General features: G+C 72.1%; 8 protein-coding genes and 1 pseudogene. 3 read left to right on the top strand and 6 right to left on the bottom strand.

Annotated features, from left to right (window positions below):
- From ACIOGX_RS22825 to ACIOGX_RS22815, 3 genes and pseudogenes are all read left to right on the top strand, one after another.
- A pseudogene (locus ACIOGX_RS22825) lies at window positions 1-1,237 on the top strand (alpha-mannosidase); the annotation flags it as partial.
- Between the two features lie 60 nt (window positions 1,238-1,297).
- Window positions 1,298-4,273 carry a glycoside hydrolase family 2 TIM barrel-domain containing protein gene (locus tag ACIOGX_RS22820; protein ID WP_401915679.1) on the top strand — a complete coding sequence of 992 codons (2,976 nt, stop codon included), beginning with the start codon at window positions 1,298-1,300 and terminating at the stop codon, window positions 4,271-4,273.
- A 176-nt stretch (window positions 4,274-4,449) separates the two neighbouring features.
- The gene (locus tag ACIOGX_RS22815; RefSeq protein ID WP_401761830.1) at window positions 4,450-5,667 is read left to right on the top strand and encodes an FAD-dependent monooxygenase; all 1,218 of its coding nucleotides are present in this window, start codon (window positions 4,450-4,452) and stop codon (window positions 5,665-5,667) included.
- Window positions 5,668-5,753: 86 nt separating this feature from the next.
- On the opposite strand, the gene ACIOGX_RS22810 is transcribed toward ACIOGX_RS22815, so the two are convergent.
- The 6 genes from ACIOGX_RS22810 to ACIOGX_RS22785 form a co-directional block, all read right to left on the bottom strand.
- Window positions 5,754-6,482 carry an ABC transporter ATP-binding protein gene (locus tag ACIOGX_RS22810; protein ID WP_401915676.1) on the bottom strand — a complete coding sequence of 243 codons (729 nt, stop codon included), beginning with the start codon at window positions 6,480-6,482 and terminating at the stop codon, window positions 5,754-5,756.
- 10 nt (window positions 6,483-6,492) lie between these two features.
- Window positions 6,493-7,404 (bottom strand): ABC transporter ATP-binding protein, encoded by a 912-nt coding sequence (locus tag ACIOGX_RS22805; RefSeq protein ID WP_401915674.1) that lies wholly within the window; start codon window positions 7,402-7,404, stop codon window positions 6,493-6,495.
- Window positions 7,401-9,446: an ABC transporter permease gene (locus ACIOGX_RS22800; RefSeq protein WP_401915671.1), complete on the bottom strand. Its 2,046-nt coding sequence runs from the start codon at window positions 9,444-9,446 to the stop codon at window positions 7,401-7,403. The genes ACIOGX_RS22805 and ACIOGX_RS22800 overlap by 4 nt, the downstream gene beginning before the upstream one ends.
- 1 nt (window position 9,447) lies before the next feature.
- The gene (locus tag ACIOGX_RS22795) at window positions 9,448-10,650 is read right to left on the bottom strand and encodes an ABC transporter substrate-binding protein (protein WP_356508018.1); all 1,203 of its coding nucleotides are present in this window, start codon (window positions 10,648-10,650) and stop codon (window positions 9,448-9,450) included.
- A 64-nt stretch (window positions 10,651-10,714) separates the two neighbouring features.
- Window positions 10,715-11,119, bottom strand: coding sequence for a roadblock/LC7 domain-containing protein (locus ACIOGX_RS22790; protein WP_129768427.1), 405 nt, complete (start codon window positions 11,117-11,119; stop codon window positions 10,715-10,717).
- Window positions 11,116-13,536 (bottom strand): nitrate- and nitrite sensing domain-containing protein, encoded by a 2,421-nt coding sequence (locus ACIOGX_RS22785; protein ID WP_401915667.1) that lies wholly within the window; start codon window positions 13,534-13,536, stop codon window positions 11,116-11,118. Before ACIOGX_RS22785 ends, ACIOGX_RS22790 begins: the two co-directional genes overlap by 4 nt.
- Between the last annotated feature and the right edge of the window lie 179 nt (window positions 13,537-13,715).

Here is a 13,715-nt window from a genome sequence, read left to right as displayed (position 1 = left end):
GACCGCCGCCGCGCCCGCGACCGCCGCCGCGCCCGCGACCGCCGCCGCGCCCGCGACCGCCGCCGCGCCCGCGACCGCCGCCGCGCCCGCGACCGCCGCCGCGCCCGCGACCGCGACGGACCGCACGCTCTCCAACGGACTGGTCGAGGTCACGATCGCCGCCGACGGCACCCTCGACATGACCGGGACCGACGGCACCGTGCTGCGCGGCGTCGGCCGCCTCGTCGACGGCGGCGATCGCGGCGACAGTTACAACTACGCCCCGCCGGCCCAGGACGTGCTCGTGTCCGAGCCCACCGAGGTCACCGTCGAACTCCTCGAGGACGGCCCGCTGCGGGCGAGGACCCGTGTCACGCGCGTGTACGAGTGGCCCGTCGCGCTCTCCTCCGACGAGCGCGACCTGCGCGACAGCCGGACCGTGCCGACCCCGGTGGAGACACTCGTGGAGGTGCGGGTGGGCGAGCCGTTCGTACGGGTCTCCACATCGTTCCTGAACCAGTCGGCCGACCACCGGCTGCGCTTCCACGTGCCCCTGCCCGAGCCGGTGACCGTGTCCGCGTCCGCCGGGCAGTTCGCCGTCACCGAGCGGGGACTCACCGCCGAGGGCGGCTGGGGCGAATACCCGATCCCGACCTTCCCCGCGAGTTCGTTCGTGTCGGCAGGCGCCGCCACCGTACTCGTCGACCACGCGACCGAGTACGAACTCGTCGGCGACGGCTCCGCCATCGCCCTGACACTGCTGCGTGCCATCGGCTCCATCAGCGTCAACATCCATCCACTGCGCGACGAGCCCGCGGCGAGCGAGATCCCCGCACCCGGCGCGCAGGATCTCGGCATGCGCGTCGAGAACCGCTTCGCCGTCGTCCCCTCGTCGACCGGCTGGCAGGGCGCGAACGCGGTCGCTCTCGCCGAGGACTTCCGCAACGACGTGCTGGTCGCCCGCGGGACCGCGCCCGCAGGCGGCCAGTTGCCGCCCGACGCGGCCGGGCTGCGCGTGGACGGTGCGGACATCCTCGTATCGAGCATCCGCCGCGTCGAGGGCGACGAGCGCGGTCCCGGCACCGAGGTGCGGCTGGCCGCGATGAGCGATACGGGCTCGACCGCCCGGGTGACCGGCGCGTTCACCGAAGCCACCACGGTCGACCTGCTCGGCAGACCGCTCTCCGCGACACCGGTCACGGACGGACTGGAACTCGCCCTCGGCCCCTGGGAGATCCGGACGGTCGTGGTGCGGTAGACAACCGCTCGCGGCCGGACGCGCAGATCCTTTTCGTCATCAAGAGAGAGTTGTGACCTCGTGCACTCCCAGCTTTCCGCGTATGTGTCGGACACCGCACCAGGGCGTGGCGCACTCCGCGCGGCGCGCTCGTGGCTGCACTCCGACGCCCCTTCCCGTTCGCTGAACGGGCACTGGCGTTTCCGTCTGTCGCGAACGGCGGCGGTGGCGGAGGATTTCGCGTCCGAAGGCTTCGACGACAGCCGCTGGGGCGACATCCCGGTTCCCTCCCACTGGGTGCTCCAGGGCGACGGGGCCCACGGCCGGCCGATCTACACGAACGTGCAGTTCCCGTTCCCGATCGACCCGCCGCATGTCCCCGACGAGAACCCCACCGGCGACTACCGCCGCCACTTCGAGATGCCCGCCGACTGGTCGGAGGCCGAGCGCGTCGTGCTGCGGTTCGACGGTGTCGAGTCCCTCTTCAAGGTCTGGGTGAACGGCGACGAGATCGGCAGCGCCGCCGGCAGCCGGCTCGCCCACGAATTCGATGTGACCTCGTCGGTGCGTCCGGGCGGCAACGTCGTCGCCGTACGCGTGCACCAGTGGTCGGCGGGCAGCTATCTCGAAGACCAGGACCAGTGGTGGCTGCCGGGGATCTTCCGTGAGGTCACCCTGATCGCACGGCCTGCCGGAGGCATCGAGGACGTCTGGCTGCGCACCGGGTTCGAGACGGGGCGCGGACGGATCGAGACGGAGGTCACCGCCGACGCGGCGGCGTACCCGGTCACCCTGCGCCTCCCCGAACTCGGCGTCGAACAGGTCTGGTCGACGCCGGACGACGTGGCCCCGCTCGACATCGAGGGCGTGGAGCCCTGGACGGCCGAGCGGCCACGCCTGTACGACGCCACCGTGTCGACGGCCGCGGAGAGCATCGCCCTGCGGGTGGGTTTCCGCACCGTCGAGATCGTCGGAGACCAGTTCCTGGTCAACGGCCGCCGTGTCGTGTTCCACGGCATGAACCGCCACGAGACCCACCCCGAGCGCGGACGCGTCTTCGACGAGGACCACGCCCGCGAGGACCTGGCCCGTATGAAGCGGTTCAACGTGAACGCGATCCGCACCAGCCATTACCCGCCGCATCCACGGCTGCTCGACCTCGCCGACGAACTCGGGTTCTGGGTCGTCCTCGAATGCGATCTGGAGACACACGGCTTCGACCGCCTCGACTGGGCCGGCAACCCGAGCGACGACCCGGCGTGGCGTGACGCCTGTCTCGACCGCGTCGAGCGCACCGTCGAACGGGACAAGAACCATCCCAGCGTCGTGATCTGGTCGCTCGGCAACGAAGCGGGGACCGGCGGCAACCTCGCCGCGATGTCGGCGTGGGTCCATGCCCGTGACGCCGGACGGCCCGTGCACTACGAAGGCGACCACGCCGGCGAGTACACCGACATCTACTCCCGTATGTACGCGTCGGTGTCCGAGACCGAGCAGATCGGCACCGACGGCTCACGCGCGCCGCTGCTGAACTGCACGCCCGCGCAGGGCGCCCGGCAGCGCTCCAAGCCGTTCCTGCTCTGCGAGTACGCCCACGCGATGGGCAACGGGCCGGGAGCGCTCGACCAGTACGAGGCGCTCGTGCACGAACACCCGCGGCTGCACGGCGGGTTCGTCTGGGAATGGCGCGATCACGGCATCCTGACGACGACCCCGGACGGCACGCCCTATTACGCGTACGGCGGCGACTTCGGAGAGGCCGTGCACGACGGCAACTTCGTGATGGACGGCATGCTGCTGAGCGACGACGTCCCGACCCCGAGCCTCCACGAGTACAAGGCGGTCGTACAGCCGGTCCGCTTCACCTTCGACGGCGACGCGCTCGCGCTGACCAGTCTGCGGCACTCGGCCGACACGTCCGACCTGCGCTTCCGCTGGCGCGTCGAGCACGACGGAACGCCCGTGGACGAGGGGGACCTGGAGGTCCCCGTCATCGCGGCGGGCGAGTCGGCGCGTGTGCCGCTGCCCCGGATCCCGGTGTCGCGGGACGCGGAGACGTGGCTCACCATCGACGCCGTCCTGGCGGAGGGGACCGCCTGGGCGCCCGCCGGGCATGTGATCGCGACCGCGCAGCTGGACCGTTCGACGCGCCGTCCCGCGCCGGTTGTCCGGCCCGAGACCGACTGGCGCCGGAGCGAGGGCACGTTGACGCTCGGCATCGCCGAGTTCACCGAGGGGTCCCTCGTACGTCTCGCCGGCCGCGCCGTGACCGGCCCGCGGCTGGAGCTGTTCCGGGCCCCCACCGACAACGACGAAGGCGCGTCGGACGACGTCGGGGAGAGCGACGGCAGCGTCGCCGGGGTGTCCAACGCCGAACTGTGGCGGCGCGACGGTCTCGACCGGCTGATCACGCGGCGCGTGTCCGTGGAGCGCACCGCGACGGCCCTGCGCACCATCACCAGGGTCTCGGCGGCGAACTCCGCCTCGTCCGTGACCGTGGAATCGGTCTGGTCGCTCGTGGGCGGTGCACTCGAACTGCGTGTGGAGATCGAGCCGTCGAGCGGTTGGCGGACGGTGTGGCCGCGGATCGGGATACGGTTCGATCTGCCCGACGGCACGGCTCCCGTGGACGGCGCCGAGTGGTTCGGCCTCGGCCCGTTCGAGTCCTATCCCGACAGTCTCCGCGCGGCGCGCACCGGTCGGTTCTCCTCGACCGTCCGCGATCTGTCCGTGGACTACGCGCGCCCCCAGGAGACGGGGCACCGCTCGCGGCTGCGAGAGCTGGCGCTGACGAGCGCCGGTACCGAAGTGCTGCGCGTCACGACCCTTCCGGACACGCGCGGGCGGCGCCCCGGCTTCACGCTCAGCCGCCACACCCCCCAGCAGATCGCACGAGCCGCACACCCCTACGAACTTCCGGAGTCGACGACGAGTCACCTGATCATCGACGCGGCCCAGCACGGCCTCGGCTCACGGGCCTGTGGACCGGATGTATGGCCTGAATTCGCGCTTCGCCCCGAATCCCGCACCGTCAGGCTCCGCATCACGGCGGGGTGATTCCGGGAGGGCACCGGCCACATGCTCGATAGGATTCCGTCCGTGTCCCGACCACGCGGGTTACGGGACAACGAGCGCCAGTGCAAGCGGATTTCCGGCCGGTCACGCCGACGCGACAGCGGCCGGAACAGTGGCCGGAACGGTGACCGGAACACCAAGTGAGTGGAGAGCCAGTCATGCGTGGAGGCAGCGTCGCCGTGGTCGGCGGCAGCATAGCGGGGTGTGCCACGGCGTTGGCCGCGTCGCGCGGCGGAGCGGAGAAGATCACCGTCTTCGAGCGAGCCGACGCCCAACTCCGTGACAGGGGAGTGGGGATCGCCCTTCACAACGACCGCTACGACGAGTTGCGGCACGCCGGTTATGTGGCCCCCGAGATGCCGTGGGCGCCACTGACCCGGCGGGTGTGGAGCATGCGCGACGGCGAGGCGGACCACGGCCGGGCCGTCGGCGAGCAGCCGTTCCCCTTCCGCGCCTACAACTGGGGCTCGCTGTGGAGCGAGTTGCGCCGCCGGGTGCCCGAGGAGGTCACCTACCGGTCCGGCGCGATGGTCACCGGCGTCGAGCCGGACGCCGACGGCGTGACACTGCGGCTCGCGGACGGACACCAGGAGCACTTCGATGTCGTGATCGGGGCCGACGGGTACCGGTCCGCCGTCCGCGAGGCCATGTTCCCCGGCGCCGGCGCGACGTACGCCGGTTACATCGGCTGGCGCGGTACGTCGTCGGACGTCGCCGACCTCCCCTCGGACGGCCAGGACGCGCACAACGTCGTCTTCCCCGGCGGTCACTGCATGATCTATCGCATCCCGGACGGCGACGGCGGGCACCGGCTCAACTGGGTGCTCTACACGAGGCCCCCGCGGACCGACGGCCTCCACCCCGACCTGCTGACCCCGACCTCGCTGCCGCCGGGCCGTCTGCACTCGGAGCTCATCGCGCACCTGCGCGCCCTGGTGGCCGACAACTTCCCGCCGTACTGGGCGCTCAGGGTGCTCCGTACGCCCCCCGAGACCACCTTCATCCAGCCCATCTACGACCTGGAGGTGCCGCGCTACACCTCGGGACGGATGGTGCTCGTCGGCGACGCCGCCAGCGTCGCCCGGCCGCACATCGGCGGCGGCAGTGTGAAGGCGCTCCAGGACGCCACCGCCCTGGAGGCCGCCTGGACGGCCGGGAGCAGCTGGCAGGAGGTCCTGGAGAAGTACGACGCCGATCGCCGCGCCGTCGGGGCGGCCATGGTCGCCCTCGCCCGCAGGATGGGCAGCGCGCAGGTCGAGAACACACCGGACTGGTCCGCCATGGGCCAGCCGGAGTTCGACGTGTGGTGGCAGGACCAGAACAGGGGCTCCGACCGGCGCAGCGGCTTCGGCGGCCACAGCATGAAGGCCGAGTAGGCCCGGAGGACCCGGAGGACCCGGGGCGCGACGAGGGCGGTGACCGTGTCCCGGTCACCGCCCTCGCGCCCGTCGGCGCCCGTGTGTCAGACGGCCGTCGGCGCGAGTTCGAGTGCGGCGTACAGCGCGGTGGCATCGGCACGAGCGTCCGCGCCGTCCAGCCGCAATGTCGTCCGTCCCGAGGTGAGGACCGTGAGCGTACGGGCGCACTCGGCCGCCTGGGCCGGGCTGGGGGAGACCAGCACGACGGCGATGCCCTCGTCCGCCAGCGTGGTCACCAACTCGTGGACCTGCTGGACGAGTACGGGCGCGAGGCCCTCGGTCGGCTCGTCGAGCAGCAGCACCTTCGGGGAGCCGAGCAGCGCGCGGGCCAGTGCCAGCATCTGCTGTTCGCCGCCGGACAGATCCGTCCCCCGGTTGCCCCGGCGCTCGCCCAGCCGGGGCAGCAGTTCCAGGACGCGCGCGGGGGTCCACACGCTGGGGCGCGTGGTGTCGCCGCGGCGCGGCGGACGGTACGACAGCCGCAGGTGTTCGGCGACGGTGAGCCCGGCGAACACGCGGCGGCCCTGCGGTACGAGACCGATCCCGGCGCGGGCGATCCGGTGTGCGGGCTGCCCCGTCACGTCCCGGCCGTCGAGCCGTACGACACCGGCACTGGGGCGCATCAGCCCGGCGACGGTGTGGACCAGCGTGGTCTTGCCGGCGCCGTTGTGGCCGACGATGGCGTGGACCGTGCCGGCGGGCACCGACAGGTCGAGTTCGTGCAGGACGGTGCCGCCGTGGTAGCCCGCGGTCAGGCCGGTGAGTTCGAGCATCGGGGGTCGGTCACCCTCTCGCGTCGGCGGACGGGCCGGTGTCGGACGGATCGGTGGCGGCCGGCCCGGCGGTGGACGCGCCGACGGTCGACGGGCTGGTGGACGCGCCGGCGGTGGGCCGTGCGGCGTCGGCCGTGGACCCGTCCGCCGTCGTGCCGGTGGTGTGGTACGCGTCGCGGACCTCGGGGTGCGCGAGCGCCTCCTGGGTCGGGCCGGTGACGATCACCCGTCCGGCGGCCAGGACCGTTACCGTCGTGGCGAGTTGGGCGACGACCTCGACATGGTGCTCGACCAGGATGATCGCGACGCTCTCCGGCAGACCCCCGAGGACGCCGAGCAGCCGGCCGATGTCACCGTCGGTCAGCCCGGCCGCCGGTTCGTCCAGGAGCAGCAGGCGCGGGTCACCCGCCAGCGCGGCGGCGAGGTCGAGCATGCGCCGCTGTCCGTGGGAGAGCGTGGAGGCGGGCCGATGGGCGAGGTCCGCGAGGCCGACGGCCTCCAGATGACGGCCGGCGGACTCGGTGTGCAGCCGGTGGCGGGACGGGCTGCGCCAGGCGCCGCGGCGCTTCGGGTGGTGCGGCCAGCCGGCCAGTACGACATTGTCGAGCACCGTCAACTCGGATATCACCGACGGCTGTTGGAAGCTGCGGGCGATGCCGAGCCGGCTCCGCTTGGCGGTGGCCGTACGGGTGATGTCCGTGCCGCCCAGGACGATGGTGCCCTGGTCCGGCCGGTCGGTACCCGCGATCAGGTTGAGCAGGGTGGTCTTGCCGGCGCCGTTGGGACCGATGACGGCGTGCCGGGCGCCCGCGGGGAGCCGCAGACTGACGTCGTCGACGGCGGTGAGACTGCCGTACCTGCGGGTGAGGCGCGTGAGGTCCAGCACCGGGGATGCCGACGCGGCGGTCGGTGGGGGCGTCATGGGGAGACCTTCCCGGCGGGGGTCGGGGTGTGCGCGGGTGCGGAGGAGGCCGGCGGCCGGCCGTCGGGCCGGGACCCGTCGGGCGACGGCCCGCTCCGGCCGGGTCCGCCGCGCAGGCCGGCCAGACCGCGGGGCAGCAGATACACGGCCGCGACGAACAGCACGCCGAGCAGCAGCGGCCCGTGGCCGGGCCACGAACTGGCGACCCAGTCCCGCGTGATGACGATGAGCCCGGCGCCCATCAGAGCGCCGATCACGGACGTCGTACCGCCGATGACGGCCGCGAGCAGCGCGAACGCGGCGATCTCGAAGCCGACGTCGGCGGGGGAGAGGTACTGCTGGACGGTGACCATCAGCGAGCCGCCGACACCGGCCAGCGCGCCGGCGCAGACGTACGCCACCAGCAGGTAGCGCTCCACCGGGTGTCCCGAGGCGCGCATCCGCGCCTCGGCGCCCCGGGTGCCGGTCAGCAGCTTTCCGGCGGGGGAGCGCAGGACGAGCAGGGTGACGGTGACGGCGATGACGGCGACGACGAGCGCGTAGGTGTAGACCTCGCTCTCCTCGGTCATCCCCTCCCCGCCCCACAGGGCCTGTGTGGACGGGAAGCCGACGAGACCGTCGGCGCCGCCGGTGACGGACTTGAACTGGTTGATGACCGCGCCGGTCAGCTCACCGATGGCGAGCGTGATCATCAGCACGGTGGTGCCACGGGCCCGGATCACGGCGGGCCCCGTCACCGCGGAGAAGACCGCGGCCGCGAGCGCCGAGAGGACGATCTGCACCGGGCCCATGGTCCACCCGGCCTGGGCGAGGTTCGCGGTGGCGTACGCGCCGACGGCGAACGGCGCGGTCTGCCCGAGGGTGGGCAGTCCCGCGTAGCCGGTGAGGATGGTGACACTGACCGCGAGCAGTCCCAGGGCCAGGGCCGAACCGGCCAGCGAGATGCTGTACGAGTCGAGCATCCACGGCAACGCGACCAGCACCACGAGCGTCACGAGCAGCGGGGCGGCCCGCCGCCACGCGGCCCCGCGCGGAAGCCACCCGGTCTCCGGGAACCCGCCCCCGCCCCTGCCGGACGGCGCCGCCGCCGCGCCGCGAGGCCGCCGGCGCAACCGAGCGGCGAGCTGACGCCGCAGCCGGGCCACCGGATCCGAGGACGGACCCTCCGGGCCGTGTGACGCCGCCGGTTCCGCGAAGCGGGAGCGGAGCACCAGCACCGCCGCCATCGCGGCGAAGAGGAGGTACGGCGCCAGGTCCGGCGCCACCGAGACGCCCAGCGTCTGGACCTCGCCCACGGCGATCGCCGCGAAGAACGTCGCCCACAGCGAGCGCAGCCCGCCGAGCACGACCACCACGAGGGACAGCATCAGTACGTTCTCGGACGTGCCGGGCCCGGGACCGATGATCGGCGCCCCGAGCACGCCCGCCGCGCCGGCCAGCGCACCCGCCGCCGCGAGGACGCCGGTGTGCACCGCCCGGGGGTTGTGGCCGGTGGCCGCGAGCATCTGCGGGTCGTCGGCCGCGGCCCGTACCGCCGCGCCCACGCGGGTCCTGGTCAGCACCCATGTGCCGAACGCGGCGAGCAGCACGGCCATCACGATGAAGCAGAGCCGGTACGCGGGGTACCGGTGGCCCAGCAGCGTGACCGAGGAGTCGAGCGCCTCGGGCACGCGTACCGGAAGCTCGTCCGCCCCGAAGAACTGGATGAGCAGATCACCGCCGACCAGGGCGAGCCCGAACGTCAGCAGTGCTTGCGCGAGATGCCCACGCCGGGCGAGCGGGACCGTCGCGGCGGACAGTCCCGCGCCCGCGACGCACGCCGCCGCGGTTCCGGCGGCCAGCCCGAGGACGAGGCCGCCCCAGGTTCCGTCGCTCAACTCCGCGCCCGTGTAGGCGCCGATGGCGTACAGCGTGCCGTGCGACAGGTTCAGCACGCCCGCGGTGCCGAAGGCGAGACTCAGGCCGGCGGCGACGACGAACAGCAGCAGCCCGTAGGCCACGCCGTCCACCGCCGGCATGAGGTGGGCATCGAGGAGTTCCACGTCAGCCGCCGAGCGTCGCCAGGTCCTGGACCATGACGTTGGCCAGCTGGTTGCCGTCCGGCCGCACCTGACGCAGGTACCAGTTCTGCACCGGCGAGTGCGCCTTGTCGCCGAACTCCCAGGCGCCGCGCGGGCTGTCGATCTGCCCCAGGTCCGCGATGGCCTTGTTGATGGTCTGCGGCGTCACGTCACCGTCCTTCGCGGCGTCGGCGATCGCCTGGTCCAGCACGGCGGCCGCGTCGTACGACGCCATCGCGTACGTGGTGGGCTGCGTGTCGTGCTTGGCGGTCCAGTCGGCGGCGAACTTGCGGTTGGCCGCGTTGTCGAGGTCGGGCGCGTAGTTCAGGACCGAGTAGATGTCCTTCGCCGCGTCGCCCTGCGCCTGGAGCACACTGCCCTCGGTGACGAAGGCCGTGTACAGCGGCAGGTCGGCTATGTCGGACTGCGCGTACTGCTTGGCGAAGTCGATCGCGGCCTTGCCGGCGTAGAAGCAGTACACCGCCTTGGCGTCCGTCTTGGCGATCTCGGCGAAGTACGGCATGAAGTTGGTGGTCTTCGGGAACGGCGTCCAGGCGGTCTTGCCGTCGGGGTTGGCGAGCTTGCCCCCCTGGCGCTTGAACTCCTCGGTGAACCCGCGCAGTTCGTCGTAGCCGCCCTGGTAGTCGGGGCCGATCGCGTAGACCGGTCCGTCGACCTTCTCCTTGACGTACGGGGCGATGGCCTTGCCCGGCTCGTCGGACAGGAAGCTCGTCGTCCACACGTATTCGAGGTCCTTGACGGGCGGCCGGCCGTTCGAGCCCAGGAAGGGGATCTTGGCCTGGTCGACCAGCGGCAGGACCGCGTTGACCGAGCCTCCGCCGACGAAGCCGGTCAGCGCGTCGACCTTGTCCTTCTTGACCAGCTTGGTGGCCGCGGGAACGGCGGTCGGCGGACCGTCGCCCTCGTCCGCGACGATGAGCTCGACCTCGCGTCCGCCCAGCTTGTTGCCGTGGGTTTCCAGGTACAGCTCGAAACCGGCCCGCAGGTCGGTGCCGACCGGCTTGTAGGTGCCGGACAGTGAAGCCACCAGGCCGACCTTCACGGTGTCGTCGCCGGCTCCGGTGTCGCCGCTGCACCCGGTGACGGCCGCCAGACCGAGGGCGAGGGCGGCGGCGCCGACCGGCCGCAGTCTGCGGCGGCGCGAAAGGGACAGGTCGAAGAACATAGGAACTCTCATCGGTAGGAACGGGCGGAGCGGGTGGTCCGGTCGTACGGGAACGGCCGGGTGATCAGCGCGCGTGCTCGGTGCTCGGCTCGCGGACCTGGGGAGACAGCGAGTCGCCGACCTGGTTGATCAGTTCGGACATCATGTAGCTGACCTCACCGATGTCCGCGTCCCTGGTGGTGGTCACCAGCAGCGAGGCGCCGCTGGAGACGGCCATCGAGAACATGTAGCCGCCCTCCATCGCCGTCAGGCTGTGCTCGACGGGATCGGTGTTCGTCAACTGGGCCGCTGCGGACAGCAGATTGACGACGCCGGAGGCGATGGCGGCCAGCCGGTCGGCGTCGTCACGATCCACACCGGTGTACGCCAGCGCGAGTCCGTCCACAGACACGGCTATCGCCTGCGTGACTTCCGGAATACGTCCGGCGAAGTCGCTCAGGATCCAGCTCAGGTCGGCGGGTGAGGTCATTTCTCGCTCCGTTCGGTGTCGTCGTCGGTGGTGGAACGCCGGCGCTGGTTGGTGCTCCGGTTGATGCCCTGGGCGTAGGCCGCCAGGACGTCGGAGACTTGCCGGGAGTCCCGGCGGCGGGGCGAGGGCCTGGGTGTGGCGCCGGAGCGCTGTTCGGAGCCGTCCCGTTTGCCCAGGGTGGCCCGCTGAGGGGGCGCGTTGCGCTGTCGCACGGGCAGTCCCGAGGAGCTCACTCCGGCGATGCGTGAAACCGGCTCGTCGCGTACGGGCGGCCGGGCGGGTGCGGCGCCGCGCTCGCGCTCCGGCTCGCGCGTTCCGGCGTCGGGACCGCCACCGTGGAACCCGTTGGTTCCGTTGCTCTCGCCGGGCGGTGCGACCCGGTGGCCCGTGTCCGGGGGCGCACTCCGCGTCCCGGCGGGCCGGCTGGGCTGCGCCGCCGGACGAGGAGCCTTGTGGCGTACAGCGTTGTCACGGCTGCCGTGGTCACGGTTCGCGCCGAGCGTGCCCTGCGGCGGCGGTGCGGCCTTCCGAGGGGCCGGGGCCAGCACGCTCGCGGGCAGGGCGACCTCGGCGATGGTGCCGGGACCGGACGAGTCGCACAGTTCGACCGTGATGCCGTGGCGCGCGGCGAGCCGCGCCACCACGTGCAGACCCATGGAGCGTATGTCCCCGATGCCCGACCGCGGCTCGCGCAGCGCGGCGTTGCAGACGGCGCGGCGTTCCGCGGTGATGCCCACGCCCTCGTCGACGATCTGCACGACGGCCCGGTCCCACAGCCGCCATACGGCGACCCCGACCTGCTTGTCGGGCGGCGAGAACCGGGTCGCGTTGTCGAGGAGTTCCGCCAGGATGTGCGCCACGTCGTGCACGGCGCGGGCGGCGATGCCGATCTCCGACTCGACGACGCCGAGCGACACGCGGTCGAAGCGCTCGATCTGCTGGGCCGCGGCCATGATGACGGTGGAGCAGTCGACGTCCTGCGAGCGCACCCGGGCCTGCCCGAACCCCCCGAGCACCAGCAGGCTGTTGGTGTTGCGCTCCATGCGGATGGCGAGGTGGTCGAGAGCGAAGAGGGTCTTCATTCGCGCCGGATCGGCCTCGTCGCGCTGCACCGCGTCCAGCTCGGACACCATGACGGTGGTCAACTGCGCGCCCCTGCGGGCGACTCCGACCAGGGTGTCCGCGAACTGCTCATGGATGTGGGCCTGTTGGGCGGCCAGCCGTACGGCTTCGTGGTGGACGGCGTTGAACGCCTCACCGACCTCGCCGATCTCGTCCTCGCCCGTGGTCGTGACCGGGTTGCCGGTCGCGCGCGCGACCTGCTCGGGGGTCGCGCCGCTCAGCGCGCCGGGCTGGGACAGTTCGCTCATCACGGCGGGCAGCCCGGTGTGGGCGACCTCGTGCGCGGCGTTGCGCAGATCACGCAGCCGGCGGATCATCACGCGACCCAGGCGGATGGCGACGATGACGGCGCCGACCAGGGTCAGCAGCACCAGGGCGACTTCGGCCCCGGATATCCAGAAGAGCGTGGTGCGCGCGTCGGAGACCGAAGAGAGGACGGACGCGTCGATCCGCGTCTCCACCGAACGCAGCAGCGTCAGACGGTCCTGGGAAGCCTTCTGCCACTCCTTCGGGGTGACGTCGATGTCCTTGCTCGTTCCCGTGCGCCCGATCTCGTCCTCGAGCCGTCGGGCCTCCAGCGCCTTCGCGCCGGAGAGGGTGCGCTCCAGCCAGGTCCGCCACTGGTCGGGGCCGAGGTCGAACAGGACGTTGATCGACTCGGTGTAGCCGAGCCGGCCGGCGTCGAACGTCCGCTGCGAGGCGGTCGTGAAGCCGCCCGCGGCCTGCGCCCTCAACACCGTGACCTGCTGCTGGGCCGTGTGCTCGGCCGCCTCGGAGAGAGCGGCGGCGGCGCGGATCCGGTCCGCGATGTCGGCGTCGACGCCGTCGGCCTGCGCGATGCCCTCGCGGTAGCCGTTGAGGTCGGCGATCACGATCCTGTAGCCGAAGGCGAGCGCGGAGATGGTGATGTCGCCGGAGCGCACCTGGGCGCGCAGCGAGGGCATCTCGTCGATGAAGCGCTCGATACGGTCCAGCGCGGCCTGTGCGCTGCCGGGCACCTCGGACAACTGCGCGATCCGGGCGCGGAATTCGGCGACACGTGTGTCGGTCGCCTGGGAACTCTCCCGGAACGCCTCCGTATCTCCCTGTTTGGAGACCAGTGCGGTGGCTGCCGCCCGCTCGCGCTGCAACTGATGGGTCAACTCTCCTGCGGTGGAGGCAACATCGACCATCTCGGTCAGCCGGTGGGCCTGGAGCGCCTGGTTGGTCGCGGGGGCGAGGGCCAGACCGGAGAAGGCGACGGCCACGGTGAGAGGCGCGGTGACGAGCAGGGCGAGGCGACGATTGATTTTCACTGCGCGGCTCCATCGCCGGAACCGGTACTGAGTATCGGTGACACGCTGATACCTGTTAACGGGTTGTGGCGGGGTGTCGGTGGGGGACGCTGCTAGGTCGGTGGGGCAGTGGCGCTCGTTGCGGATGGGGCGGAGGAGGCCCCAGTTGCGCGGCCCGATCTTAAGCCGTCAAGAACGCC

This window comes from Streptomyces sp. NPDC088147 (assembly GCF_044741565.1).
Lineage (GTDB): Bacteria > Actinomycetota > Actinomycetes > Streptomycetales > Streptomycetaceae > Streptomyces.
Note: the sequence above shows the minus strand (reverse complement) of the source record. Positions and strands in the feature narration are given on the sequence as shown.

Coding starts and splice junctions, on each gene's coding strand:
- ACIOGX_RS22790 (WP_129768427.1), bottom strand. CDS start 11,119: ATGACCTCACCCGCCGACCTGAGCTGGATCCTGAGCGACTTCGCCGGA.
- ACIOGX_RS22810 (WP_401915676.1), bottom strand. CDS start 6,482: ATGCTCGAACTCACCGGCCTGACCGCGGGCTACCACGGCGGCACCGTC.
- ACIOGX_RS22805 (WP_401915674.1), bottom strand. CDS start 7,404: ATGACGCCCCCACCGACCGCCGCGTCGGCATCCCCGGTGCTGGACCTC.
- ACIOGX_RS22795 (WP_356508018.1), bottom strand. CDS start 10,650: ATGTTCTTCGACCTGTCCCTTTCGCGCCGCCGCAGACTGCGGCCGGTC.
- ACIOGX_RS22815 (WP_401761830.1), top strand. CDS start 4,450: ATGCGTGGAGGCAGCGTCGCCGTGGTCGGCGGCAGCATAGCGGGGTGT.